This window comes from Salinispora fenicalii, assembly GCF_000514815.1.
Classification (GTDB): domain Bacteria; phylum Actinomycetota; class Actinomycetes; order Mycobacteriales; family Micromonosporaceae; genus Micromonospora; species Micromonospora fenicalii.
Genome location: NZ_AZWQ01000018.1, coordinates 149,538 through 173,932, shown reverse-complemented (window position 1 = coordinate 173,932; position 24,395 = coordinate 149,538). Strand labels below are relative to the sequence as shown.

The window sequence follows — 24,395 nt, the reverse complement described above, 5'->3', positions numbered from 1 at the left end:
ATGTCGATCACAGATCAGGCGTTGGCAATCGAGGCGGCGGAGGCGGGAGCGACGGTCGTTCGCTCCCACTACGGGTCGGCGCTGACCCAGTTCTCGAAGGGCGGGGACGACTTCGCCACCACAGCGGACCTTGCGGCAGAGAAGGTGATTCTGGAGACGCTGCGCGCTGCGCGTCCGGATGACGTCCTGGTGGGGGAGGAGAGCGGGCGCACCGGCGCCGGGGACAGCGAGCGGATGTGGCTGGTTGACCCCTTGTGCGGGACCTTGAACTTCGCCGCGCGGACCATGCTGGTCTCGGTCAACGTGGCACTGCGGAGTGGGACGCAGCCCACCGTTGCCGCCGCCGCGGACCCGTTCGGCGACGAGGTGTTCTGGACCGACGGCACCGCCGCCTACGTCCGTCAGGGCGGCGTAGACGAGCGGCTCGTCCCATCAGCTGACTCGAAGCTGGTGGACCTCAACCTCTACCCGCCGTTTCCGAACGAGGGCGAGTTCCAAGTCGCGCGGATGCTCGCCGACAAGAGCTTCGTCGCGCGGTTCCATCCGCGCGTGGTCGCCAGCACCCTGGCCGTGACGTGGGTGGCCGCTGGCCGCCGCGCCGGCTACGTCACCGACGGCCACCAGCTGCGCGACAGCGTGCACTTCGCGGCCGGGATCGCCCTCTGCGAGGCGGCGGGTTGCGTGGTCTCCGGAATCGACGGACAACCACCACACACCGGGCTGGGTGGTCTTGTCGTGGCTGCCGACGAGCGGACGCACAGCGCACTGCTGAAGTCCATTGAGAACCAAAAGCCGGCCTGAATAGGGTTACGGCGGCTTGGGGTCGCCAGGCGAGGGAGTTCGTGCGGTGCAGCGGGTGACGATCCATCGGGACGGGGTGGCGCTGTCCTGCCTCGTTGGCGGCTCCGGCGACGACGTGGTCGTGCTGCTGCACGGGCTGGCCGGCAGCGCAGCGGAGTTGGTGCCGACAGCGGAGGTGCTACTACCGGAGCACCGTGTGATCGTGCTGGATCAGCGTGGGCACGGCCACTCGACCCGCCGGCCGCAGGACCTCTCCCGCCGGGCGTACGTCGAGGACGTGGCCGCCGTCGTCACGGAGCTCGCCGGGGGTGCACCGGTGACGGTCGTTGGCCAGTCGATGGGCGGGCACACCGCGTTGCTCTTCGCCGCCGAGCATCCCGAGCTGGTGCGTCGGCTGGTGCTGCTGGAGGGCGGGGTCGGGGGCCGCGAGGATCGGGAGGACTACCCGGCTGAGCTGGGCGCCTTCTTCGCCTCGTGGCCGGTGCCGTTCGCCGATGTCCGCCAGGCCGCCGAGTTTCTGGGCGACACCCCGGTGGCCCAGGCCTGGCTGCGGGACCTGGACCGGCGCCCGGACGGGCTCTGGCCGCGATTCGAGCCGGCGGTGATGCGGGACGCCATCGCCGCCGTCGCCGACCGGGCCTGCTGGGACGAATGGCAGCAGGTGCAGGCCCCCACCCTGCTGGTGTTGGGCGAGCACGGGATCACCCCCGCCGCCGAGGTGCGGCGCATGGTGTCCCTGCGTCCGGACGTCGAGCAGGTCGTCGTTGCCGGCGCCGGGCACGACGTCCACCTGGAAGACCGGGACGCCTGGGTGCGCGCCCTGCGGCAGTTTCTCAGCCGCTGACACGCCGACACGACATCTGGTGTTGCATGCGGGGTAGGGCCGGCATATATGGTGTCTCCCGCAGCTGGTTCGGCGCTCCCACCGGGGAGTGGCCGAGGCAAGAGGGAACCCGGTGGAAGTCCGGGACTGCCCCGCAGCGGTGAGTGGGAACGACCGCCGTCATCACGCACTGGGCTGAGCGAAGCCTGGGAAGCGACGGCCAGTAGGCGCCCGGGATCCCCCGGGCGTGCCCGCGAGTCCGAAGACCTGCCAGCGCGCCGCACGCGACGCGTGCGGCGGTCGGCGGCCGCGCGGGACGGCCGACGCCCGCAGCCGCCCGGTGTGGTTACCCCACCGGGTTGAGTGATCGTGGCGTCCCCCTGCGCGTTCGTCGACCTTGTCGACAGGCGGAGGAGGGGGAGATGACGACGACACGGGAACGCGCCACGAACGGCCCGGCCGGGGAGACGACGGCGCCGCGGGAAGGCACCACGAACGGCCCGGCCGGTGCGGAGCAGCAGCAGCGGCGGCAGGTGATGGAGGTCCGCAAGCGCAACGGCGACACCGAGCCGGTGGACGTCAACAAGATCGTCCGCGCGGTGGAGCGGTGGGTCACCGACCTGAACGAGGTGGACCCGCTGCGGGTGGCGACCAAGACGATCAGCGGCCTGTACGACGGGGCGACGACGGCCGAGCTGGACCGGCTGTCGATCCAGACGGCGGCGGAGCTGATCGGCGAGGAGCCGCAGTATTCGAAGTTGGCGGCGCGACTGCTGGCCGCGTACGTGGACAAGGAGGTCCGGGGGCAGCAGGTCGCGAGCTTCAGCCAGTCCATCCGGTACGCCCATGGCCTCGGGCTGATCAGCGACGCCACCGCCGCCTTCGTGTCCCGCAACGCCCGCAAGCTGGACGACGCGGTGGATCCGGCCGGCGACCTGCGGTTCGAGTACTTCGGGCTGCGTACCGTCGCGGACCGCTACCTGCTGCGGCACCCGCAGTCGCGGCTGGTGGTGGAGACCCCGCAGTACTGGCTGCTGCGGGTGGCCTGTGGGCTGTCCCGGACGCCGGCCGAGGCGATCGGGTTCTACCGGCTGATGTCGTCGCTGGCGTACCTGCCCAGCTCGCCGACGCTGTTCAACTCCGGCACCCGGCACACCCAGATGTCGTCGTGTTTCCTGGTCGACTCGCCCCGCGACGAGCTGGACTCCATCTACCAGCGGTACCACCAGGTCGCGAAGCTGTCGAAGTTCTCCGGCGGTATCGGCATCGCCTGGTCGCGGGTACGCGGCCGGGGCGCGCTGATCCGGGGGACGAACGGCCGGTCGAACGGCATCGTGCCGTTCCTGAAGACCCTCGACGCCGGCGTCGCCGCGGTCAACCAGGGCGGCCGGCGAAAGGGCGCGGCCTGTGTCTACCTGGAGCCCTGGCACCCCGACATCGAGGAGTTCCTGGAGCTGCGGGACAACACCGGCGAGGACGCCCGGCGTACGCACAACCTGAACCTGGCCAACTGGCTGCCGGACGAGTTCATGCGCCGGGTCGAGGCGGACGGCGACTGGTCACTGGTTGACCCGTCCGACGCCCCGGAGCTGCCCGACCTGTACGGCGCCGAGTTCGACGCCGCCTACCGGGTCGCGGAGAAGAAGGCGGTCCGTACGGTCAAGGCGCGGGATCTGTACGGGCGGATGATGCGCACCCTGGCGCAGACCGGCAACGGGTGGATGACCTTCAAGGACCGCTCGAACACGCTGTCCAACCAGACCGGGGAGCCCGGCAACACGATTCACCTGTCGAATCTCTGCACCGAGATTCTTGAGGTCAACAACGACGCCGAGACCGCGGTGTGCAACCTGGGCTCGGTCAACCTGGGCGCCCACGTCAGCACCGACGGGGTGGACTGGGTGAAGCTGCGGGACACCGTCCGTACCGCGATGGTCTTCCTCGACCGCGTGATCGACATCAACTACTACCCGGCCGAGCAGGCGGTGGCCTCCAACCCGCGTTGGCGGCCGGTCGGGCTCGGGTTGATGGGCCTGCAGGACGCCTTCTTCACGCTGCGGTTGCCGTTCGACTCGGCCGAGGCGCGGGAGCTGTCCACCCGGGTGCAGGAGGAGATCTTCCTGACCGCCCTGGAGACCTCCGCCGGGCTCGCCGAGCGGTTCGGCCCGCATCCCGCGTACGCCGAGACCCGCGCGGCCCGGGGCGAGCTGCACCCGCAGCTGTGGGGGACCGAGCCGGCGCAGCCGAAGCGGTGGGCCGAGCTGAAGGCGCGGGTTGCGGAGCACGGTCTGCGGAACTCGCTGCTGGTGGCGATCGCCCCGACCGCGACGATCGCCTCGATCGCCGGCTGCTACGAGTGCATCGAGCCGCAGGTGTCCAACCTGTTCAAGCGCGAAACCATGTCCGGCGAGTTCCTTCAGGTCAACACCTACCTGGTCGGTGAGCTGAAGGCGCGCGGGTTGTGGACGGCCCCGATCCGGGACGAGATCAAGCGGGCGGAGGGGTCGGTGCAGGGCATCGCCGAGCTCCCCGCCGAGGTGCGGGAACTGTTCCGGACGGCGTGGGAGCTGCCGCAGCGGGCGCTGATCGACTTGGCCGCGGCCCGTGCCCCGTACATCGACCAGTCTCAGTCGCTGAACCTGTTTCTGGCCGCGCCGACGATCGGCAAGCTCTCCTCGATGTACCTGTACGCCTGGAAGTCCGGGCTGAAGACCACCTACTACCTGCGGTCCCGTCCCGCGACCCGGATCCAGCAGGCCACCGTCGCCGTCACCCCGACCGCGCAGCAGACCACCGCGTCGTCGGCCCAGCCGGCCGGTGCCGCGGCGTCGACGCTGTCTGGTTTCGCCGACGCCGAGGCGCTGGCCTGCTCCCTGGAAAACCCCGAAAGCTGCGAGGCATGCCAATGACCACCGACGCCGAGTTCCGTACCGCGACCGCCGACACCCGTACCGCGACCGCTGGGACCGGTGGCGAGCGGCAACTGCTGCTCGACCCCGGCATGGACCTGACCCTGCGCCCGATGCGGTACCCGCACTTCTTCGACCGGTTCAAGGAGGCGATCAAGAACACCTGGACGGTGGAGGAGGTGGACCTGCACTCCGACCTCGCCGACCTGGCGAAGCTCTCCCCGGCCGAGCGGCACCTGGTGTCCCGGCTGGTCGCGTTCTTCGCCACCGGCGACACGATCGTCGCCAACAACCTGGTGCTCAACCTCTACCAGCATGTCAACTCGCCGGAGGGCCGGCTCTACCTGTCCCGGCAGCTCTTCGAGGAGGCGGTGCACGTCCAGTTCTACCTGAACCTGCTGGACACCTACGTGCCGGAGGAGAAGGAGCGGTTCGCGGCGTTCGCGGCGGTGGAGAACATCCCCTCGATCGCGCGCAAGGCCGAGTTCTGCTTCCGGTGGATCGACTCGATCTTCGAGCTGCGGGAGCTGCGGACCCGGGCGGACCGGCGGGCGTTTCTGCTCAACCTGATCTGCTTCGCCGCCTGCATCGAGGGCCTGTTCTTCTACGGCGCCTTCGCCTACGTCTACTTCCTCCGCTCCCGGGGCCTGCTCAACGGTCTCGCGTCCGGCACCAACTGGGTGTTCCGCGATGAGTCCATGCACATGGCCTTCGCCTTCGACGTGGTGGAGACCGCCCGTGCCGAGGAGCCGGACCTCTTCGACGCCGACCTGGAGCAGCAGGTCAGGGAGATGATGGCGGAGGCGGTCGACTGCGAGGTGCAGTTCGCCGCGGACCTGCTTGAGCAGGGAGTCTCCGGGCTCTCCCTGACCGACATGCGGGAATACCTCCAGCACGTCGCGGACCGGCGGCTGGTCACGTTGGGGATCACCCCGATGTACGGCAGCCAGAACCCGTTCGCCTTCATGGAGTTGCAGGACGTACAGGAGTTGTCGAACTTCTTCGAGCGGCGGGTTTCGGCGTACCAGATGGGCGTCAGCGGGAGCGTCACCTTCGACGACGACTTCTGATCCCATGAGAATAGTTGGCGGGACTATTACCGTCCTTCAGAACGAACCGGCATTGATGTGAAAGGGTGAGATCAACACCTTCGACCTGTTTGTTACCATCAAGGGTTCTGGAGTAGTGCAGATATGTGGGGTGTGCTACCAATGGCGCTGATAACTGGTGAAGGTGATTTCGTGTGAGGGGCTGGATTACTTGGACTAGTGGATTCTTGCTCTGTCTGCTGGTTGTATTCATGGTAGTGATGTTTAGCCTCAATTCAGCGAACGGTTGGGGCGAGTTGCTGGGTATCGCGACATTCTTCACTCCTATCTGCTACTTGATCTCAATTTTTACCCTGTTTCCTTATGTTCGGGCTACCTCGTCCGGGCTGGTCGTAGTCAATCCCGATAAGATTTTCCGTATTCCTTGGCGTAATGTCAGAGAGCTTTCCGCCGATCAAGGTCTGTACGTTGAACTGACCAACGGGGAGAAGGTCTATAGTTTTGCTTTCCAAGTCTCAATGATTGGGAAATTTCTGCGCTACCCCGGAGCCCGTCGGGCCGTGCGCAAGATGGAAAAGATTCGCGCTAAGGGGGTTGACAGTGGCGGGGGGCTTGATGTGGATTCAGCAGTTCCCTGGCGTCGTCATACAAGTTTTGTTATGGGTTTCTGGGTGACGTTTGCATTGATAATCCCTTCTTTGGTCCGCCTTCCTTAGCCGCCACCCCATCGACACGGTTCGGTTCTTGCTTCGGTCAAACATGTTCGGGCTTGACCTTGACGCAGCGTCAACCCTGCACGCTGGGGTCATGTCGATAGATCTTCAGCGGACGCCGGGGCGGAGCCGGGAGCCGGCGATCCAGGTACGTGGCCTGCACAAGTCCTTCCAGGAGCTGCGGGTGCTACGCGGCGTCGACTTCGACGTCGCGCCGGGCAGCGTCTTCGCGCTGCTCGGCTCCAACGGGGCGGGCAAGACCACGGTGGTACGGATCCTCTCCACGCTGCTGCGCCCGGATGCCGGAGCGGCCACCGTGAACGGCTTCGACGTTGCCGCGCAGGCGGGAAAGGTGCGTGCGTCGATCAGCCTGACCGGGCAGTTCGCCGCGGTCGACGAGATCCTCAGCGGGCGGGAGAATCTGGTGCTGGTCGCCCGGCTGCGGCGGCAGCGGGAGCCGGGTCGGGTCGCGGATGACCTGCTGGCCCGCATCGCCCTCACCGACGCGGCGAACCGCCGGGTGGCGACGTACTCGGGTGGGATGCGTCGTCGCCTCGACCTCGCGATGAGTCTGGTCGGGAAGCCGCTGGTGATCTTCCTCGATGAGCCGACGACCGGGCTGGACCCGCAGGCGCGGCTGGAGGTGTGGCAGGCCGTCCGGGAACTCGCCGGCCAGGGTACGACGGTGCTGCTCACCACCCAGTATCTGGACGAGGCCGAGCAGCTCGCGGACCGGATCGCGGTCCTGCACGAGGGGCGCGTCATCGCCAACGGCACGCTCGCCGAACTCCGGCGGCTGTTCCCGCCCGCGACCGTGGAGTACGTCGAGAAGCAACCGTCCCTGGAGGACATCTTCCTGGCCATCGTCGGCGGGGACACCGCCGTGCCGACCGCATCGACCCCGGTACGAGCAGCTAAGGACCCCCGATGACCGGCAACTTCTTCAGCGACACCACCGCCCTGACCCAGCGTTCCCTGCGCCACATCGGCCGCAGCCCGGACACCATCATCACGACCGCGATCACGCCGATCGCCCTCATGCTGCTCTTCGTCTACGTCTTCGGCGGTGCGGTCGAGGCCGGCTCGGATAACTATGTGAACTACCTGCTCCCCGGCATCCTGCTCATCACCGTGGCGTCGGGCATCTCCTACACCGCGTACCGGCTCTTCCTGGACATGAAGGGTGGCATCTTCGAACGGTTCCAGTCCATGCCGATCGCCCGCTCGGCCGTACTGTGGGCGCATGTGCTGACCTCGCTGGTCGCCAACCTGATCTCGCTCGTGGTGGTGGTGCTGGTCGCCCTCGCGATGGGCTTCCGCTCCGGGGCGGGCGTGCTGGCCTGGTTGGCGGTCGCTGGGATCATGCTGCTCTTCACCCTGGCCCTGACCTGGCTGGCCGTTATCCCCGGGCTGACCGCGACGTCCCTGGAGGGGGCGAGTGCCTTCTCCTATCCGCTCATCTTCCTGCCGTTCATCAGCTCGGCGTTCGTACCCACCGAGAGCATGCCCGGTCCGGTACGCGCCTTCGCCGAGAACCAGCCAGTCACCTCCATCATCGACACGGTCCGCAGACTGTTGGCGCAGCAGCAGGTCGGCGCCGACCTGTGGATCGCTCTCGCCTGGTGCGTCGGCCTGCTCGCCGTCGCGTACGTCGTAGCCAGGGCCGTCTACCATCGCAAGGTCAGGTGAGGTTGGGTCCCGGCGGGGAGGTAGCCATGCTGACGATCGGGCGGCTGGCCTCCTACGCCGGGGTTTCCATCCGCGCCGTGCGGCACTACCACCAGATCGGGCTCCTGCCGGAGCCGGAACGCGACGCCTCCGGCTACCGGAGCTATGACGCCGCCGCGGTGCTGCGCCTGATCCGGATCCGGACCCTCGCCGAGGCCGGCGTCCCGCTGGCCCGGGTCCGGGAGCTGCTCGATGCCGACCCCGAGACGTTCGCCGCCGCGAGGATCGAGGTCGACCGGGAGCTGCGGGCGCGGATCCGCACCCTCCAGGAGCACCGGCGGCGGGTCGCGCAGCTGGGCTCCGTCGAGTCACTGGCGGTCCCCGAGGAGGTGGCCGACTACCTGGAACGCCTCCGTGGCATCGGCGCACCGCCGATACTCGTCGAGGCGGAGCGCGACGCGTGGATCCTGCTGGCGGCACGCTTCCCGGAGACGATCACGGCGATCATCGCCGACAAGGTAGCCCAACTCGCCGACCCGCGGGTCCGTCGGCTCTACCAGCTCCTCAGCCGACTCACAGTGGAACCGGAAAACGACGATCTACTGTGCGAAATCGCCGACCTGCTGAGCGACCAGTACGACGAGGCGGCGGCGAACGGAGTGCTGGACCAGCAGGACGAGTTCATTCCCGACCAGGCGTTCTACCGGTTGCTGGATTCGTACTCCTTTGCCGCCCACCCCGTCGTCACCCGGCTGGCCGAGTTGCTCACCGAACGTGGCTGGACCGGATGGAGCCGGGTGGAGAAGCGCATGCCTTGAGTCGGGGCCAAACCCTTGCACTCATGGTCACTCTGGATGATCGATCACGACGTGTGCTGTTACATCCAAGGTGGTGGACCTCCGGTATTGTGCGGGGTCGCACGAGGGGGAGGTGCTGATGCATCCGGGATTCGCGGTTGATGTGGACGCCCTGGGGAGTGTGGGGGCGCAGGTGGAGGCGACTGCGGCGATGTTGCGGGAGTCGGTGCGGGTGGCTGGTGCTGGGTTGGCGCCGTCGTCGCCGCCGGGTTCGGCTGCGGTGGTTGCGGTGCAGGGAGCGGAGCGGGCGTGGTTGGCGGAGCTGCGTCGGCTGGTGAGGGAGTTGGATGGCTTCGGTGCGGACTTGAGCGCTTCGGCGCGGGAGTATCGGGCCGTGGATGAGGCGAATGCTGACGGGTTGCGGCGGATGGGGGTGCTACCGCGGTGAGTGATCTGACGTTGCGGGATGTGCTCGAGTTTCGGCCGGATCCGTGGCATGAGTCGGCGCGGGTGTGGGGTCGGCTGGCGCAGGGGATTGACGATGCCGCTGAGCAGCTGATTCGGGGGAGTCGGGATCTTGTTCATGTCTGGCCGGACGGTCGGGCTTCCGCGGCTGCGGTGGGCAAGGGCGAGGCGTTACGGGCCGAGGTGAGTAACGCGTACAACCCGGCGAGGCGGGTCGCGGATGTGTTGGAGCAGCATGCGTACGCGATGGTGGGGTTGCGTCGGCAGGCGGAGGAGATTGTCGCTTCGGCGCGGCTGGCTGGTTATCAGGTGGACCTGGTGACTGGGGCGACTGCTCCGCCGCCGTCGGCGGATATGGCTGGTGGCTTGGATCGTTCCAGTCGGGCTACCGAGTCGGTGCTGCAGTATTTGCCGACGGTGGTGGGGTATGCGCGGGCGCAGGATGATGCGACTGCTAATGCCATCGCGGTTAATATGCCGTCGCCGCGGGTGGGTTTCGGGTCGGGCCGGCTTGGTGGGGTTTCTCGTGCGGTGTTGGAGGCGCAGGCGGGGCGGAGTCCGGCCGAGGTACATGCGTGGTGGGAGTCGTTGACTCCGTTGCAGCAGGAGCAGGTGTTGCGGGGGTTCCCGGACCTGGTCGGGCAGCTGGACGGCATTCCGATCTCTGATCGGATGTGGCCAATCGTGCGGTGCTGGATCGCGAACGCAGTCTGATCCAGCAGCAGTTGAGCGAGTTTGAGGCTAAGCGTGAATTCATGAAAGATAGGTTCGAGCGGGGGGAACCCTGGGACCCTCAGTATATCGACTATCTGGGCTCTCCTGCCAAGGAGGCTGAGCTGGCCAGAAAGCTGCGGGGAATCGACGCGATTACCGCCCGGTTGAACGATGCGGGCCAGCCGGACGCCTACCTGATCGGGTTTTCCACTGATGGGGACGGCCGGGCGATCGTTTCGGTCGGCAATCCGGATACTGCCGATAACGTGCTCACTTATGTGCCTGGCACCGGCGAGCAACTGTCCAGTGCCGGTGGCGGGCTGAACCGGGCCGACGAGATGGCCGAGGACGCCGCCCTAGAGGCGGGGGGCGAGATAACCTCGGTGGTCTACTGGTATGGCTACGACGCACCGGACTCGATTCCTGCTGCTGGTCGCGAATCCTATGCCGAGGACGGTGGTCCGATCCTCGACAGGTTCCAGAGTGGGCTGAGGGCCACTCACGATGGGGAGAGCCCGTCGCGCAACACGGTGCTCGGTCATAGTTATGGTTCTACGGTTATCGGTCACGCTGCTCGGGGTTCCGATTTCGATGCCGATGCTGTGGTGTTCGTTGGTTCGCCTGGCGTTGGCGTTGATCATGTCTCCGAGTTGACTGGAGTGCACGCCGATCAGGTCTGGGCGACCACGGCGAAGCATGACGTTATTGGTTTGGTGCCGGACTGGGGTTCCACGCACGGCAAGGACCCTAGTGAAGCCGACTTCGGGGCGCGGGTCTTCGCCAGTGACCAGGGTAGCTTCTTTGATATGACTGGCGCACATTCCGCCTATTGGGAGGCCAAAAACAGCGCGCGTGAGAACATCGCGATGATCGTCACCGGTCAAGCTGGATAAGGGTGAACTGACATGGCGTGTCGGCGTGTAGGTGCCGTGCTGGCCACGGCTGTCGGGATCGCATTGGCGATATCTGGCTGCTTGGGGAAGGGTGGGGAGTTGCAATCCACGGAAACGCTCGCGCAAGCGGCTGAACGAGTTGACGAGCTTCTGGAGGAGGCGATCACCCAGCTACCTTCCGACGCTACTATCGATAGACGCCTGAGTGTGGATGGTGCGCCGTGTGATCATTCCGGCGGGCCGGTGCTATCGGAGCGGAACACCGAGGTTATTCCGTCCGTCTCTGGTATGTGGTCGGCGACTGACGTCTTACCTATCCTTTCTGAGTTCTGGGAGCGAAAGGGCTACCAGGTTGTCGTAGACGATAATTCCAGAAATCGGCACCGCTACTTCGTTCAAGATGAGAACGGCTACCAGGTTTTTGTCCGAATTTATGATCGAGGTGAGCATTACCAAGCCTATCTTGGTGCTAGTTCGCCCTGTGTGTGGGAGTTCGGGACGCCAGACCCGCAGTAGTAGCTGCGAGGCAGTGGGCAGGTGCGGCCGCATCGTGGTCGCCGGTGGGTGACGGCTGTGCCGAGCAGCGGGTCCACCCGTTCGGGGCCAGTAGGAAGACCCGGTCTCCGTGGGGAGCCGGGCCTTCCTTGGTGCTAGTCAGTGTCGCTTGGCGAAGTCGACGAAGTTCTGCCACACCGTCGGGTTGAACTGGAGGGTGCCGCCGTCCCGGTCCTTGGTGTCGCGCACGAGCACGACGCTGGGCAGGTTGTCGGCCACCTCGACGCACGACCCACCGTTGGTGCCGGACCGCGTTGATTTGTGCCACCGGGCACCAGTCATGTCCATGTCTGCGCCGCCTTTTTGATCAGGTCGAGGGACTGCCTGCGGGGGAGGGTCACACTCCGGATCGCCTCCCACGTTCGCTGGAGGGTAGCAAGGTCATCGGCTCCGTCCACCACCTGCGCGCGCACCTGGTGGTCCAGGTGGGTCACCATCGAGCCGTCACCGAGAGTGGCCAGGATGAAGCCGCCCTGCAATCCAGGGTAGATTCCGGCTTCCTCGGGCACCACGAGGATCTGCACATGCGGTAGCTCCCCCATCTTCACCAGGTGGGCGACCTGCTCGGCCATCACGCCCGGCTGGCCGACCACTGGCCGGCGGAGCACCATTTCGTCAATGACTGCCACCAGTGGTGCAGCGGAGTCGCGAGTGAGGATCGCCTGCCGTGCGAGCCGGGATTGGACGCGCTGCTCAACATCAACAGGTTGGAGGATGTCCGTGGTGAACATTGCGCGTGCATACGCCTCGGTCTGAAGCAGTCCGGGTACGAAAGCCGGCTCGTACCAGCGGAGTAGTGTCGCCTCCTGCTCGCACTCGATCCACTCGCGCAACCAGTCCGGGTCGGCCTTGGCGAGTTCTCGGAGCATCCGGCCGACTCGGCCGTCCTGGCCCTCCCGGAACGTGGGGTCGTGGGCCCGGTCGACCGCGACCGCGTAGTCCGGCGTGAGTGGACGCCCGCCGGTCTCGACGGCGCTCACGTGCGACGCCGAGTAGCCGATGCTGCGCCCGAAATCCTCCTGGCTGAGGCCCAGGGTTTGCCGTAGTAAGCGAAGCTCCATCAGCACGTAGTCCATGACACTGCCCATCGCTGCCCACTCTCTGCTCGGTTTTTCGCGCGTCTCCTCACGACCGCCCAACGCTGCCCAATCAGGCCCAAGATCTGCTCGATCAGCGTGAGCAGGTATCGAAACCAGGCCGGTCCTATCGAGACTGTCACTCATGCGGACCTGTTCTTCGCCGAGCGTAGCGGGGATGGGTCCTGCCCAGGGCCCCGCCCGCATTCGGCAAGAGCGGGTGGGGACCTGTCCAAGAACACAAGGAGGTAGTCGTGAAGATCCGTTGGTTCAGCCGGCACCGGAGGAACAAGCCGCCGGCCGGGGCGCACCGATCGAACGCCCCGTACCGCCCCCCAGCACCATCACCAAACCGGCCAGCGAACCGCCCAGCGAACCTGCCGGTCAACCTGCCGGCCTGGATGACTCAACCCACCCTCGCCGACCCCCGACCCGGACGGGTCGGCTGGCTCACCCCCGCCCAACAATGGCGCGCCAACGGAGGCCACTGGTGAACTCCCACCACCTCCCCCAACCACGACTCGGCCCCCACCCCCAACACCCCCGCCACCGAGCAGGAAACCGACCACCCCACACACCCCTACGACCCACCTGGACCTGCCGCGCCTGCGGCCACCCCTGGCCCTGCGCCGAAGCCCGCCTCCTCCTCAAAGCCGAATACGAAACCCGACAGTCAAGCCTGTCCATCTACCTCGCCGGACTCCTCTACGAAGCCATGCACGACCTCTACCACCTCAACCCCCACGACGGACCAAACCCCCGCGAACTATTCGACCGATTCGTCGCCTGGGGACCATTCCGGCGGTCGGCCGGAACGGCGCCGGGGTGAGGCCCGCGGTGCCAGACCGCGAGCCCTAATCGTCGGTTAGCCGAGCACGACCTCATGTCGGTACGCCTGCACCCGGGCGCCGTCGACGAGGACAACCTCCACGCGGCTCCCATCGTCGGCGCGCCGCTGCACGGCGTGAATCGGCTTACCGGCATGTTCGGCGATCCGGTCCTGGTCGGCGCGATCGGGCCGGAAGACCCAGTTCAGGTTTACGGGATTGTTCGACACCTGCACCCCCGGGTTGGCACGTTTGTTCGAGCGCCGAGTTTAGTCCCGCCAGCGCCCCGCGTCGGTGCGCGACACGTCGACCGTACGGTCAGAGCCAGGTCCTAGGGTGTGGGTGTGCCTGCCCGATCCTCTTCACTGCGACGTGCCACCGGCTCACGCAAACAGCGAGAACCCCGTAGCCCGGTCCCGCCGGCCGAGGTCAGCCTCTGCGAGGCGACGGCCCTGGAGCCGGAGTCGACGCTGGAACACCAGGCCCTCTACCGGGTGCGGTTGGCCGGCCAGGATGCCGCCACGGTGACCTTCCGGCAGTGCCGCTTCCGTGGCGCAGACCTCTCCGAGTGCCGGCTGGATCAGGTGGTGTTGACCGACTGCCTGGTGACGGATTCCAGCTGGGCCAACCTGCGCGCCGACGGCGGAGAGCTGGCTCGGGTGCGGCTGGAGCAGTGCAGGATGACTGGCGTGACATTGGCGGACGGCGTACTGCGGGATGTCACCCTGGTGGGGTGTCGCGTGGACCTGTCGGCGTGGCGGATGACGACATTCGACGCGGTGCGGTTCGAGGACTGCAACCTTCAGGGCGCCGACTTCACCAACGCGGACCTGCGGGGTGCGACGTTTCGGAGCTGCGACCTGACCGGGGCGGTGTTTCATCACGCGTCGATGGAGGGCACCCGGTTTCGGGGCTGCACCCTGGCCGGTGTCGGCGACTTCTCCAGTTGGCGGGGCGCGGTGGTGGACCACGAGGATCTGATCAGCCTCTCGTACGGCCTCGCCCAGGCGGCCGGCATCCGCGTGGAGAGCTGACAGCGGGCTGCCGGCAGTGCGGTCCCGATGACGACTGTACTGCTGGGGGTCTCCGTACCAGCTATCCGACTCTTTGAAGCAGTGCCCGGCGGTGAGGACGTAGCACCCGTGTCGGTCCTCTTGCTCACTCGTCGGCGGCATCGGCTTCCGCGTCAGCTTCGGCGCGTCGGTGCCTCGGCGTAGGAGTGTCGCCGGAGCGGTCGCCCCGGGCCTCGGCGGCGAACAGTGCGACCTCGCTGCCCGGGTCGCGCCAGTGCGGCTCGCGACGCGCGAACAGCAGAAGTGGAGCTGTGATGATCAGGGCAGCCAGCCCGACGAGGAGGCCGAGGTAGAGGGCGGGGCTGCCGATACCGATCTGGCTTGGCGGCACGAGGCTGGAGGCGAGGGCAAGTGCCGAGGCGACGAAGCCGGCTCCGCCGATGATCCATATGCCGACGAGTCCGCCCGGCACTCGGTATGGCCGTGGTCGGTCGGGTTGACGGTAGCGAAGGTAGATCGCCGAGGCGAACATGATCAGGTAGACGACTAGATAGAGGAGCCCGGCGAGTTGGCTGAGGATCTGGAAAGCCGCCTCCACCGACGGCATGAAGACGAACACCACCGCCACGGCACTGACCGCGAACGCCTGAACCAGCATGATTCGGAGGGGCATCCCATTCTTGTTGGCGGCCTGGTAGAAGGGGGGAAGGTAGCCTGCTTTCGCCACCGCGTGCAGGGCGGTGGATGGGCCGGCCACCCAGGTGACGATGCCGGCCAGGACGCCGATCGCAAGTGCGCATGCCAGAATCGGCGTTGCCCAGGACAGGCCAAACCAATTGAACACGTCGATATATGTGATGAGTAGGGACTGAGTGCTGCCAGTCTCGTTTCTTGGTACGACGAAGGCGATCGTGAGTGTTCCCAGGATGAGAATGACTGCTGTACCCAGTGCTGCGATCAGTATCGCCAGCGGGTAACCCCGATCCGGGTTTTTCACGTCTTGCACGTGGACCGCGTTCATTTCCATGCCGGAGTAAAAAAGAAAAATGCTCGCGGCGAGCGCCAGATTGCTGAGGCTGCTCAGGTCGGGAATCGCGTCATCCCAGTCCAGTCGGATCTGCGGCGTGCCACCGGAGATCAGGTAGGCGAAGCCGAGGGTGATGAGGGCGGCAGCAGGGATGATCGTTCCGACAATTCCACCCCACTTTGCGATGCGGGTGAAGGCGGCTACCCCACGGGCGGCGATGGCGGTCGCGAGCCAGTAGACCGCAAGCACGGAGAGTAGTACGTAGAGCTGGTTGCCGGAGAGCTTCTCGTCGACCGGGGCCTGCGGACCGGTGTATGCCAGCGAGATCGCGGCGAACGTGAGAACCAGGGGGAACCAGATCGTCACCTGCGCGATGAGCAGGAAAATGGCGAGGAACCCCCAGCGGGCCCCGAACGCCTCTCCGGCCCACCTGAACACGCCGCCCTTCTCGGGCCACGCGGTGGTGAGTTCGGCGGCGACCAGCGAGACCGGAATGAGGAAGAAGACTGCCGCAAAAAGATAGAAGAAAGCTGCGCTCAATCCATACTCGGCCTCGGTCGGCGGGGCGCCCAGGCTGAGTACCGCGACGATGTTGAGCATCGCCAGCCCGACGACCGTGATCGTGGCCGGGCTCTTGGCCGATGGCATCACGTCTGAGGAAGCCATCGCGACCCCCGGCGGTAGCCAAGCTCCGTCCGGCTCACCCTACGTGGTACCCGTAATCCGGCGCGGGCGAATCCCGAGCCAGGTCGCGAGGTGGTACTGCCAGTGTCACCTACTGGGCTGGCCGCTGCGGCGGTGCGGAACGAGACGGCTGAGGCGGTGCGAAAAGACAAGACTGCTCATTCACTGACGGAGCCTCTACGTTCGTCGCATGACTGAGCGGCAAGGTGATATGTCGGAGTTGTGGATGCTGAGCGTAAGAGAGTTGGCGCAGCAGATCAGAACGGGTCAGGTTTCCAGCCGCGAGGTGGTGCAGGCACATCTGCAACGGATTGACGAGATCAATCCTGTCGTGAACGCCCTCACCGCCGTACTCGACGAGCAGGCCCTGGCCGCTGCGGACGCGGTCGACCAGGCGTTGCGGTGCGGCGAAGAGCCTGGGCCACTGTGCGGCATACCCATGACGGTAAAAGAGAACATCGACGTCGCCGGCTCCGCAACGACACAGGGTATCGCCGCGCTACGCGATGCCGTCGCCACTCAGGACGCACCGCATATCGCCGAGCTTCGCGCGGCAGGGGCGATACCGATCGCCAGGACCAACATGCCCGAGTTCGGGATGCGGTGGCACACCACCAACGGGCTGCATGGTGCCACCCGCAGCCCATGGTCCGCCGAGCACACCCCGGGCGGCTCCAGCGGGGGCGATGCCGTCGCGGTCGCCACGGGCCTGGCCCCGCTCGGGCTGGGCACTGACGGCGCGGGCTCACTGCGCTGGCCAGCGCAGTGCTGCGGCGTGGCGGCCCTGAAACCCTCGCTCGGCCGGGTAGCGCAGAGCGATGGTCGTCGGCCGACGCCATTCGCATTTCAACTGCTGGGGGTGCATGGTCCCATCGCGCGCCATGTCGACGATCTTCGCCTGGCGTTCTCGCATATCTGTGCGAGCGATGGGGGCGATCCGTGGCATGCGCCGGTTCCGCTCAACGGACCGCCCGTGTCACGGCCGATCCGAGTGTCCATGGTCACGGCACCAGGGGGGATCGACATTCACCCAGCGGTACGGCACGCGCTACGACGGGCAGCCGACCTGCTCGCCGACGCCGGCTACGTCATTGAGGAGTGCGACGCTCCTGCACTGGAGCGAGCGGGTGAGATCTATACCCAGATCATGGCGCGCTATGGCCGTGTGCAACGGGAGCAGCCACCCGTAGAGACGGTCGCCTCCGACGAATTCGCCCGCTTCTGGCACGTGTATGAACCGTTCTGGAACCGGGCCCAGGGGGAGCCGGCATTCGATCCGATGATGGAACGAGCAGCTATTGCCCGCCGATGGAGTGACTGGTTTGGTCGAACGCCTCTGGTGCTGGCCCCGATCCGTACGCAGCCGGCGTTCGTGCTTGGATGTGACCTCGATCCCGTCTGGCTGTCCGACTTTCCCGCGACGATGCGGTTGGCCGTGGCCGTCAATCTGCTCGGACTACCTGCCGTCGCGGTCCCAACCGGGGAAACCGACGGCCTCCCGCACGCCGTGCAGGTCATTGGACCACGCTTCAGGGAAGATCTCTGCCTTGATGCGGCCGCAGCGATCGAAGCTCGCATCCCGTCGTTTGCACCGATCAATCCGCGCCCGTAGTAACCGTATCCCGATCATGATGCTGGTGATCATGCTGGCGGAGTCGTCGGTTCGGGCCTCGCGGTCGCGGACGAGTCGGCCCTGACGCATGAGCCAGCGAGGACCGCCGAAGCGCGCCAGAGGCGCTGGAAGTCCATCTGATACATTCAGTTTTGTCGAATTCTCTACAGTGGCAGTAGTTTCCAAAAATTGACCCTCAGGCGTACGGTGACCAGAGGCTGGCGTTGATCCATGAAACTGTCGATGCTGCCAGTTTCGGACTGCCGGGTTTCTCGGCAATGTCGCATGGGAGGGATGGGCACAATGAGGCTCGTTGATCTCGACAAAAGGAATGTGACCAAGGCGGAGATCCAGAAGACGGACGAGTACAAGGAGCTGTGTCGAAGCAACGGGCAAGACCACGTCCTCACAGCGTGCATCCTCGTCCTTCGCGGTGACTTCGCCGAATTCAGTGACGCCATCACTCAGGCGAAACTGCAAATGGGGGTCGCCCATACTGCCGAGCGAGAATTGGTGGATTCACCTGCGAGGATGCAGTGGGTTCCGTCCGGACCCGTGCGCGAAATCGGAATTGCTACGAACAACAGCTTCGTCAACCTCATCTCTGGCGAGCGCGATGTGAATCTCCGTGACGGAAGTGCCGCGATGAACTGTTGGGAGGCGGTAATTGTCGCAGCAATCCTGAACAGGGACATCGTGAATTCAGATACACTGAAGTGTGTCTACGAAAAGAATCCAAGCGGTTTTACATCGACACTTGTTCAAAGCCTGAAAATGCGAGCACACACCTACAACCGGGGAGGCCTACTGTCCCGCCCTGTCATGGGTGACGTCGTCATGTTCTCAAACCTGAATCATGTCGTTTTGGCCAACGGCAAACACACAGCGGGACCGACACCACCTGACCGTCCCGACCGGGCTGCAGGTACGCAGGTGATTAGCTTCTGGCCCGCGCCGAAAGAATCCCATTTTGGACCGGGGTCCGTGGCCACCGTGGACGTGTTCACGGTGGAGGGCCTCTGCATGTGGATGGAAGACAAGGGAATGCCCGGGGAAGTGACCTTCGGTTGTCCCAATTGGGGAGCTCTCAAGTAGGCCTGGACTAGGAGCCTTATGAACGAGGGTCGCCGTCGATGCGCGAGCGGCGTACCATCGCTGTTCGGGAGGTCGGGGATGCATGGCTGGCTGGATGTGTTCATCACCTTCGGGGCGTGCTCCCCGCTTTTCTCGCCAGCATCGCCGCGGTCAGTGGTCTGATCGTCTTCGTCAGTGAGATTGTCGATGCACCTCATTCGGTGGGACGGCTCGGGTCTGGCTGGTTTCTGCTCGCCGCGGGTGGCCTGTTTTTCTGCTCGTTCGTCCTGCGCAAGTGGTACCGGGCACGGTCCGGTGATCCGCTCGACGAGGGCTGACGGGAGGTCTACGTCGAAGCGGCGAGGGCTCAACCAAGGTCATGCCACGAGCGAGCAGCAACTGGTCCAGGAGGAAACGAGAAGACGATATTCAGGATTCCGGCGGCGGTTGTGCGGGCGACACGGCGGGGGTCCACCACCACAGCTCGCTCGGGCGGGTGACCCGCCGTCGTCGTGCCGCCCGGCATCGCGCCGCCCGGACGGTGATCCGCTGTCGTCGTGCCAGTTCCTCAGCGTGAGTAGTACTCGACGACGAGTTGCTCTTGGCAGGTGACCGGCACCTCGGACCGCAGTGGTAGCCGGAGCAGTCGTACGGTCAGGTCGGTGAGGTTGACCTCCAGGTAGGGCGCGGACTTTTCCCCGGCGTGTGCCCCGGCCGCCGCGACGACGAAGGGTGTCTTGGTGCGGCTGCCGGCGGCGACGGCGATGACGTCACCGGGGCGGAGTCGGGCCGAAGGGCGGTCGACCCGACGTCCGTTCACTGTGATGTGTCGGTGGGTGACCGCCTGTCGGGCCTGGTAGATCGTCCGTGCCAGCCCGGACCGCAGCACCAGCGCGTCCAACCTGGTCTCCAGATCCACGATGAGGGCCTCGCCGGTCTTGCTCTCCAGCCGGGCGGCCCGGGTGAAGGCCTGCCGTAGCTGCCCTTCGTTGACGTGGTACTGGGCCTTAAGCCGCTGCTTCTCCAGGAGCCGGATCTTGTAGTCGCTGGTGCTCTTGCGGGATCGGCCGTGCTGACCGGGTGGGAAGGGGCGGCGCTCGAAGTAGCGCACGCACTTCGGGGTCAGGGGGATGCCGAGGGCGCGGGAGCGCTTGACCTTGGGGCGGGACTGGTTCATTCTGCACCTCTCTAGTAAGGTAAGCCTAACCTAATAGGAGGTGGCAGGTTGAGCAACACCTACCCCGAGGCTTCCGCGCAGCGGCTGCGGACGATCGTCGCCGCGGCCACCTCGCTGGAGCTGCGGACACCCGGGCACCGAGCCGACCTGATCAACCGGCACACGCTCGATTCGAGCGGCCGGATCCGGGTGGACCTCCCGGTCAACAGTCGGTTAGCCACCGACATCACCCGCCAGCGCGAGGTCGCGGCGATCGTTGAGATCACCGATGTGGCGCCGACGCCGGTCCGGGAGCGCGTCCGCGGTCGCGGCACCTTCAGTGGTTGGCTCACCCCGGCCGGTCCCGGCGACACCGACGACAACGAGGACCTGACCGTCGAGTTCGACCTCGCCACCGTCGAGCTCAGCGTCGACGGGGTCACCACGACGGTGGATCCGGCAGACTTCGCCGCCGCTGAACCGGACCCGCTCGCCGCCGAGGAGGCGGAGCTTCTCTGCCACCTCGACCGTCACCATCCGCGTACGGTCGAATCGCTCTGCCGTCTGGTCGCACCACGACACCGGTACGGCGTACGGCGGGTTGTCCCGCTTCGCCTGGACCGGCACGGACTGGTGCTGCGGCTGGAGCGAGTGAACGGCCACCGCGACGTACGGCTCGGGTTCACCCCGGCGTTGCGGCACCCGGACGAGCTCCGTGAACGCATGTCCGCGCTGGTTGAGCGGGGTGCCGCCTGCGGCCGGCGCTCCCGAATCTGGTGATCGGTAGCGACCTGTCGCCCGCTAGCTGCTGAGTTTTCCGATCAGGGCGGGCCGGGCTGAGTTGACGATCAGACCGAGGGAATTCCACACTCCGCCGCTGGCAGGTCGCAGGCGGCAGTCGCGGCGGCCGTGCCGTGGGGCGAGCAACTGGACCGGTGCGGTGCGGCCTTGGCCAGCAGGCCCTGCAGCCCCGCAGTGAGGTCGGCGCTGGAGGTGACCCGGCGGGCGAACGGCAGCCGGACATCGAGGTGTCCGTCTGGCGCCTCGGCGCGGAGCACCACGCCATCGGCGTCGACCGCAACCGGTACGACGCGCGTCGCCTTTGCCGTCAACTCGGGGTTGACCAGGGTAATGAGCTGGTCCACCGCGTCCCGGTGGTGCCGGATCAGATGCTGAAGATGGGCGACTTCGACCGCGGCGAGCGGATCCGGACAGGTCGCCCGATAGGTGCTGGTGCCCACCAGGGCTTCGTCGTCGCCGCTGGTGACCGCGACCTCGACCGGTTCGACCATCCAGAGCGCGACGGGGGGCAGGTCGAGCAGGGACATCACCGTGTCGGCGTCGCAGGACTCCAGGTTCGCCGGGTCGAATCGGTGCGCGGTACCCGTTACCCGCACTCTGGCCCGCACCCGGGAGCGCACGGCGACCGGGACGAGCTGGGTTACGTCGAGCTGCACTTCGCCGCGTCGCCCCCGAGCCGCCACCAGCAGTCCGCCGGTCGGACTCATCGCGTCGACCGCCAGGATCACCGTGCCGTCGGGCAGCACGGCGTGCGACTGGATCAGGTCAACGGAGGTGTCGCCGAGCCGCAGCCGCAGGGACGTGGCGGTGCAGAGGGCGGAGCGCGAGATCACCGCGTGGTGGTCGGTTGGCAGAATGCGGGTGCCCGCGAGCGCTGTTTCCGACATCGCCCCACGGGCGAGCGCTGAACCGGTCAGACTCGCTGACCAGTCGCCTGGATGGAACGCCATGTAGTCCCCTCGGCCATGGAAGTGAAGTGAACTCGGCCTCGGGACTTGACTCTAATAGGTAAGGCTAACCTTGCCAAGCGCGATGCGCGGCCGCCGATGTCGCAGGTGAGGCAGGTCACCGCGGGCCGGTGGGGCGGGCGTTCGGCTACCTCGGTGATCGGCTGGCGGCTTCGGTGAACGGTTGCGGCCTCGGTGATCGGCTGGTGGCCTTGGTCAACGCGTCGGTGACGCTAACCGAGCACACACCAAAGCCCCCGGCTGCTCAGCCGAGGGCTTTGAGTGGACCGGTGCGCCGCCGGTCAGGCGGGCCGGTAGGTGAGGCAGTCGCTCGCAGTGGCGCCGGGGCCGACGGTGATGGACTCGGCGGTGCAGGCGAGGTTGGTGTTGAAGGTGCACTCGGAGCGGGCGCAGGCGCCCACCGCGCCGGTCACCTCGGCGACCCCGCCGGAGACGGCGGACTCCACGAACGTCGCGCAGGACGCGGCATCCCCCGCCGAGGCCACCGTGATCGCGGGAGCATGGCAGCCGCCGTCGTTGAAACTGCACGCCGTGGCGGCGCATTCGCGTACCGGGGGTGACTGCAGCAGAGTCTTCATTGATGCCTCCAAGGCCGTGCGGGCCGGCAGGCCGGAACGAGCCAGCGCGGCGTTTCAAGGTGTCAGTGAGTATTGCCGCAGCGGCGAGACGTAAACGTTGAGCCGGTAAGGTCTGCGGGCTTTCCGACGCCAACACTGTAGCAGTAAACCTCGCCCAGTAAGGAATAATCATGTCTCGTTGTTTGTCGCGCTCAAGTGGAGTAAGTAAGCCTTACCTAGGTTAGGTAAGTCTTACTTTGCCTGCTCGCTAAACCTCGTTGGAGAACTTGTTTTGGCGCTTTACTTCGACGTTTCTAGGCAGGATGTTGGCCGAACTCCGACCCGTTTGAGTGATGGCCACCTGTTGGCGTGCGAAGGGTGGCGGTATGGGTTTCGGCCCTCAGGCGTACCGGCGGTGGTAGAGCCGGGTGGCCACCGGAGCTGCCACGCCGAGGATCGCGACCCACCAGAGCACCGCGTACCAACCGGTGTTGCCGACCGGTAGCCCGAGCAGGAGCGCGCGAACGGTGTCGACAACCAGGGTCACCGGTTGGTGCTCGACGAAGCCGCGCAGACCGTCGGGGAGCGACTCCGGCTGGACGAAGGCGCTGCTGGCGTAGGGGCTGAACATGAGGATCAGGCCGAGCCCGCTGGCGCCGTCCGCCGACCTGGCTACCAGGCCGAGCGTGGCGGCGACCCAGGCCAACGCGAGGGCGAAGAGGAGGAGCGTCCCGGCGACCAGCACCCAATCGAGAGCGGAGCCGGCCGGGCGGAATCCCACGGCGATTCCAAGGCCGACCATGGCGACCAGCGAGATCGCCGCGCGGACGACGGCGGCGACGACGTGACCGATGATTACCGCGGAATCCGCCATGGCGATCGTGCGGTACCGGTCGACCACGCCCTCCTGCATGTCGGACTGGACGGCCACGCTGGTGGAAACAGCGACCATCGTGACGCTGATGACCAGAATGCCGGGGACGAGGTAGTTGACGTAGGCGGTGTTTCCGACATCGATCGCCCCACCGAACATGAAACGGAATAGCAGCAGCAGGGTCGCCGGCAGCATGAGCGCGGTGAAGAGCTGGTCGGGGCTACGGGTCAGGTGCTGCAGATATCGGCCGATCAGGACGAGGTTGTCGTTGATCGCCCAGTACAGCTTCGTTCGGATGTCCGGCCGGTCGACGCCCTGGCCGGTCTGGGCCTGGGTGGTCATCGGGTGGCTCCCAGCTCGTCGTTGGGCTCGCGGCGGGCGGGCATCGGGTCGGGATCCGGAGGGTCGCTCGCCCGCTGGGTGAGGGCGAAGAAGACGTCGTCCAGGGTGGGCTTGGTCAGCGACAGCGAGTCGATCGCCAGGCTGTGCTCGGCAAGGAGGTCGAGCAGCTGCTTGACCCGCGACGGCCCGTCGATCGCCACACTGATCGTTCGGGTCTCCGGGTCGCGGGTGAGGCCCGGCCCGACGAGCAGGTCGCCGGCCCGGCGGAAGTCTTCGGGGCCGCTCAGCACGACTGCCACCCGCTCCCGTCCCACACCTTGTTTGAGCTGGTCGGCGGTGCCCCGGGCGATGATCCGGCCCTCGTCGAGGACGGCGATCTGGTCGGCCAGCCGGTCGGCCTCCTCCAGGTACTGAGTGGTGAGCAGGATGGTGATGCCCTCGCCGAGTAGCTGCCTGATCGCCTCCCACAGCACCGCCCGGCTGCGCGGGTCGAGGCCGGTCGTGGGCTCGTCCAGCAACAGCACGGGTGGGATGACGATCAGGCTGGCGGCCAGGTCCAGCCGGCGCTTCATACCCCCGGAGTAGGTCTTGACCGGCCGGTCGGCGGCCTCGGTCAACTCGAACCGTTCCAGTAGCTGCGCTGCCCGGCGGGCGGCGCTGGTCTTGCTGAGCTTCTGGAGCCGGCCCAGCAGCACCAGGTTTTCCCGGCCGCTGTGCAGCCAGTCGAGGGCGACGAACTGGCTGACCACCCCGATTGAGCTTCGCACTCCATCCCGTCGCCGCGTCACATCGTGGCCGTTGACGACGACGGACCCGCGCGATGGTCGGGTGAGCGTGCTCAGCGTCTTTACCACGGTGGTCTTGCCGGAGCCGTTGGGGCCGAGTAGGGCCAACAGGGTGCCGCGGCGAACGGCCAGATCGACCCCCTTGAGTACCTCGACCCTCCCGTAGTTTTTTCGGAGTTCGTGAACCTGAATCGCGTATTCGTGCTCCATCG

General features: G+C 66.4%; 26 protein-coding genes, 1 pseudogene and 1 riboswitch. Of the genes and pseudogenes, 18 read left to right on the top strand and 9 right to left on the bottom strand.

The window, feature by feature from the left end:
• The 11 genes and pseudogenes from B116_RS0108860 to B116_RS28190 all read left to right on the top strand — a co-directional run bounded on the left by B116_RS0108860 (position 1) and on the right by B116_RS28190 (position 11,348).
• Complete coding sequence (locus tag B116_RS0108860) at positions 1–801, top strand: inositol monophosphatase family protein (RefSeq protein WP_027659847.1); 801 nt, start codon at positions 1–3, stop codon at positions 799–801.
• 46 nt (positions 802–847) lie between these two features.
• Positions 848–1,645 carry an alpha/beta fold hydrolase gene (locus B116_RS0108855; protein WP_027659846.1) on the top strand — a complete coding sequence of 266 codons (798 nt, stop codon included), beginning with the start codon at positions 848–850 and terminating at the stop codon, positions 1,643–1,645.
• Positions 1,646–1,693: 48 nt separating this feature from the next.
• A riboswitch (cobalamin riboswitch) is annotated at positions 1,694–1,913 on the top strand.
• A gap of 133 nt (positions 1,914–2,046) precedes the next feature.
• Complete coding sequence (locus B116_RS0108850; RefSeq protein WP_027659845.1) at positions 2,047–4,533, top strand: ribonucleoside-diphosphate reductase subunit alpha; 2,487 nt, start codon at positions 2,047–2,049, stop codon at positions 4,531–4,533.
• Positions 4,530–5,603 carry a ribonucleotide-diphosphate reductase subunit beta gene (locus B116_RS0108845; RefSeq protein ID WP_027659844.1) on the top strand — a complete coding sequence of 358 codons (1,074 nt, stop codon included), beginning with the start codon at positions 4,530–4,532 and terminating at the stop codon, positions 5,601–5,603. The genes B116_RS0108850 and B116_RS0108845 overlap by 4 nt, the downstream gene beginning before the upstream one ends.
• Positions 5,604–5,776: 173 nt before the next feature.
• Entirely contained in the window at positions 5,777–6,298 is a 522-nt protein-coding gene (locus B116_RS27380; protein ID WP_155255731.1) for a hypothetical protein, read from the top strand.
• Positions 6,299–6,389: 91 nt separating this feature from the next.
• On the top strand, positions 6,390–7,226 hold the full coding sequence (locus tag B116_RS0108840) for an ABC transporter ATP-binding protein (RefSeq protein WP_027659843.1): 837 nt from the start codon (positions 6,390–6,392) through the stop codon (positions 7,224–7,226).
• Positions 7,223–7,984, top strand: coding sequence for an ABC transporter permease (locus B116_RS0108835; protein WP_027659842.1), 762 nt, complete (start codon positions 7,223–7,225; stop codon positions 7,982–7,984). The genes B116_RS0108840 and B116_RS0108835 overlap by 4 nt, the downstream gene beginning before the upstream one ends.
• A 26-nt stretch (positions 7,985–8,010) precedes the next feature.
• Complete coding sequence (locus B116_RS0108830) at positions 8,011–8,781, top strand: MerR family transcriptional regulator (RefSeq protein ID WP_027659841.1); 771 nt, start codon at positions 8,011–8,013, stop codon at positions 8,779–8,781.
• 112 nt (positions 8,782–8,893) lie between these two features.
• Positions 8,894–9,208 carry a WXG100 family type VII secretion target gene (locus B116_RS0108825; RefSeq protein WP_027659840.1) on the top strand — a complete coding sequence of 105 codons (315 nt, stop codon included), beginning with the start codon at positions 8,894–8,896 and terminating at the stop codon, positions 9,206–9,208.
• Positions 9,205–10,832: pseudogene (locus B116_RS24855) on the top strand (alpha/beta hydrolase). Before B116_RS0108825 ends, B116_RS24855 begins: the two are co-directional and overlap by 4 nt.
• A 12-nt stretch (positions 10,833–10,844) precedes the next feature.
• Positions 10,845–11,348: a hypothetical protein gene (locus B116_RS28190; RefSeq protein ID WP_027659839.1), complete on the top strand. Its 504-nt coding sequence runs from the start codon at positions 10,845–10,847 to the stop codon at positions 11,346–11,348.
• A gap of 138 nt (positions 11,349–11,486) precedes the next feature.
• Here B116_RS28190 and B116_RS0108810 read toward each other — a convergent pair whose 3' ends face one another.
• Both B116_RS0108810 and B116_RS0108805 read right to left on the bottom strand, forming a co-directional pair.
• The gene (locus tag B116_RS0108810; protein WP_026322036.1) at positions 11,487–11,669 is read right to left on the bottom strand and encodes a DUF397 domain-containing protein; all 183 of its coding nucleotides are present in this window, start codon (positions 11,667–11,669) and stop codon (positions 11,487–11,489) included.
• Positions 11,666–12,475, bottom strand: coding sequence for a helix-turn-helix domain-containing protein (locus tag B116_RS0108805; protein ID WP_027659838.1), 810 nt, complete (start codon positions 12,473–12,475; stop codon positions 11,666–11,668). The genes B116_RS0108810 and B116_RS0108805 overlap by 4 nt, the downstream gene beginning before the upstream one ends.
• Positions 12,476–12,717: 242 nt before the next feature.
• Here B116_RS0108805 and B116_RS26410 point away from each other — a divergent pair, with 242 nt between their 5' ends.
• Both B116_RS26410 and B116_RS28185 read left to right on the top strand, forming a co-directional pair.
• Entirely contained in the window at positions 12,718–12,957 is a 240-nt protein-coding gene (locus tag B116_RS26410; RefSeq protein ID WP_082312760.1) for a hypothetical protein, read from the top strand.
• Complete coding sequence (locus B116_RS28185) at positions 12,954–13,292, top strand: hypothetical protein (protein ID WP_027659837.1); 339 nt, start codon at positions 12,954–12,956, stop codon at positions 13,290–13,292. The genes B116_RS26410 and B116_RS28185 overlap by 4 nt, the downstream gene beginning before the upstream one ends.
• A 36-nt stretch (positions 13,293–13,328) precedes the next feature.
• On the opposite strand, the gene B116_RS0108795 is transcribed toward B116_RS28185, so the two are convergent.
• Complete coding sequence (locus tag B116_RS0108795) at positions 13,329–13,526, bottom strand: hypothetical protein (protein WP_018724500.1); 198 nt, start codon at positions 13,524–13,526, stop codon at positions 13,329–13,331.
• Positions 13,527–13,628: 102 nt separating this feature from the next.
• On the opposite strand from B116_RS0108795, the gene B116_RS0108790 reads away from it, so the two are divergent.
• Positions 13,629–14,324, top strand: coding sequence for a pentapeptide repeat-containing protein (locus tag B116_RS0108790; protein ID WP_018724499.1), 696 nt, complete (start codon positions 13,629–13,631; stop codon positions 14,322–14,324).
• A gap of 124 nt (positions 14,325–14,448) precedes the next feature.
• On the opposite strand, the gene gadC is transcribed toward B116_RS0108790, so the two are convergent.
• Positions 14,449–15,996 (bottom strand): putative glutamine/gamma-aminobutyrate antiporter GadC, encoded by a 1,548-nt coding sequence (gene gadC, locus B116_RS0108785; RefSeq protein WP_050591845.1) that lies wholly within the window; start codon positions 15,994–15,996, stop codon positions 14,449–14,451.
• Positions 15,997–16,225: 229 nt separating this feature from the next.
• Here gadC and B116_RS0108780 point away from each other — a divergent pair, with 229 nt between their 5' ends.
• The 3 genes from B116_RS0108780 (at position 16,226) to B116_RS0108770 (ending at position 19,038) form a co-directional block, all read left to right on the top strand.
• Complete coding sequence (locus B116_RS0108780; protein WP_027659835.1) at positions 16,226–17,626, top strand: amidase; 1,401 nt, start codon at positions 16,226–16,228, stop codon at positions 17,624–17,626.
• A 333-nt stretch (positions 17,627–17,959) separates the two neighbouring features.
• Positions 17,960–18,721 carry a hypothetical protein gene (locus B116_RS26400; protein ID WP_027659834.1) on the top strand — a complete coding sequence of 254 codons (762 nt, stop codon included), beginning with the start codon at positions 17,960–17,962 and terminating at the stop codon, positions 18,719–18,721.
• 116 nt (positions 18,722–18,837) lie between these two features.
• Positions 18,838–19,038: a hypothetical protein gene (locus B116_RS0108770; RefSeq protein ID WP_223874535.1), complete on the top strand. Its 201-nt coding sequence runs from the start codon at positions 18,838–18,840 to the stop codon at positions 19,036–19,038.
• A gap of 230 nt (positions 19,039–19,268) precedes the next feature.
• On the opposite strand, the gene rpsD is transcribed toward B116_RS0108770, so the two are convergent.
• Entirely contained in the window at positions 19,269–19,877 is a 609-nt protein-coding gene (gene rpsD, locus B116_RS0108765; RefSeq protein WP_018724495.1) for a 30S ribosomal protein S4, read from the bottom strand.
• A gap of 48 nt (positions 19,878–19,925) precedes the next feature.
• Here rpsD and B116_RS0108760 point away from each other — a divergent pair, with 48 nt between their 5' ends.
• Positions 19,926–20,636, top strand: coding sequence for a DUF2470 domain-containing protein (locus B116_RS0108760; RefSeq protein WP_018724494.1), 711 nt, complete (start codon positions 19,926–19,928; stop codon positions 20,634–20,636).
• A 68-nt stretch (positions 20,637–20,704) separates the two neighbouring features.
• Here the strand turns inward: B116_RS0108760 and B116_RS0108755 are convergent, their stop codons facing one another.
• From B116_RS0108755 to B116_RS0108740, 4 genes are all read right to left on the bottom strand, one after another.
• Complete coding sequence (locus tag B116_RS0108755; protein WP_027659832.1) at positions 20,705–21,607, bottom strand: DUF2470 domain-containing protein; 903 nt, start codon at positions 21,605–21,607, stop codon at positions 20,705–20,707.
• A 299-nt stretch (positions 21,608–21,906) separates the two neighbouring features.
• Positions 21,907–22,203 (bottom strand): DUF1540 domain-containing protein, encoded by a 297-nt coding sequence (locus B116_RS0108750; RefSeq protein WP_018724492.1) that lies wholly within the window; start codon positions 22,201–22,203, stop codon positions 21,907–21,909.
• Between the two features lie 379 nt (positions 22,204–22,582).
• A complete protein-coding gene (locus B116_RS0108745; protein WP_027659831.1) occupies positions 22,583–23,398 on the bottom strand; it encodes an ABC transporter permease in 816 nt (271 codons plus the stop codon).
• Positions 23,395–24,393 (bottom strand): daunorubicin resistance protein DrrA family ABC transporter ATP-binding protein, encoded by a 999-nt coding sequence (locus B116_RS0108740; protein WP_027659830.1) that lies wholly within the window; start codon positions 24,391–24,393, stop codon positions 23,395–23,397. The genes B116_RS0108745 and B116_RS0108740 overlap by 4 nt, the downstream gene beginning before the upstream one ends.
• Positions 24,394–24,395: the final 2 nt, after the last annotated feature.

Coding starts and splice junctions, on each gene's coding strand:
- B116_RS0108810 (WP_026322036.1), bottom strand. CDS start 11,669: ATGACTGGTGCCCGGTGGCACAAATCAACGCGGTCCGGCACCAACGGT.
- B116_RS0108830 (WP_027659841.1), top strand. CDS start 8,011: ATGCTGACGATCGGGCGGCTGGCCTCCTACGCCGGGGTTTCCATCCGC.
- B116_RS0108740 (WP_027659830.1), bottom strand. CDS start 24,393: ATGGAGCACGAATACGCGATTCAGGTTCACGAACTCCGAAAAAACTAC.
- B116_RS0108840 (WP_027659843.1), top strand. CDS start 6,390: ATGTCGATAGATCTTCAGCGGACGCCGGGGCGGAGCCGGGAGCCGGCG.
- B116_RS0108845 (WP_027659844.1), top strand. CDS start 4,530: ATGACCACCGACGCCGAGTTCCGTACCGCGACCGCCGACACCCGTACC.
- B116_RS0108755 (WP_027659832.1), bottom strand. CDS start 21,607: ATGGCGTTCCATCCAGGCGACTGGTCAGCGAGTCTGACCGGTTCAGCG.
- B116_RS0108745 (WP_027659831.1), bottom strand. CDS start 23,398: ATGACCACCCAGGCCCAGACCGGCCAGGGCGTCGACCGGCCGGACATC.
- gadC (WP_050591845.1), bottom strand. CDS start 15,996: ATGGCTTCCTCAGACGTGATGCCATCGGCCAAGAGCCCGGCCACGATC.
- rpsD (WP_018724495.1), bottom strand. CDS start 19,877: ATGAACCAGTCCCGCCCCAAGGTCAAGCGCTCCCGCGCCCTCGGCATC.
- B116_RS0108780 (WP_027659835.1), top strand. CDS start 16,226: ATGTCGGAGTTGTGGATGCTGAGCGTAAGAGAGTTGGCGCAGCAGATC.
- B116_RS0108805 (WP_027659838.1), bottom strand. CDS start 12,475: ATGGGCAGTGTCATGGACTACGTGCTGATGGAGCTTCGCTTACTACGG.
- B116_RS0108750 (WP_018724492.1), bottom strand. CDS start 22,203: ATGAAGACTCTGCTGCAGTCACCCCCGGTACGCGAATGCGCCGCCACG.
- B116_RS0108860 (WP_027659847.1), top strand. CDS start 1: ATGTCGATCACAGATCAGGCGTTGGCAATCGAGGCGGCGGAGGCGGGA.
- B116_RS0108835 (WP_027659842.1), top strand. CDS start 7,223: ATGACCGGCAACTTCTTCAGCGACACCACCGCCCTGACCCAGCGTTCC.
- B116_RS28190 (WP_027659839.1), top strand. CDS start 10,845: ATGGCGTGTCGGCGTGTAGGTGCCGTGCTGGCCACGGCTGTCGGGATC.
- B116_RS0108850 (WP_027659845.1), top strand. CDS start 2,047: ATGACGACGACACGGGAACGCGCCACGAACGGCCCGGCCGGGGAGACG.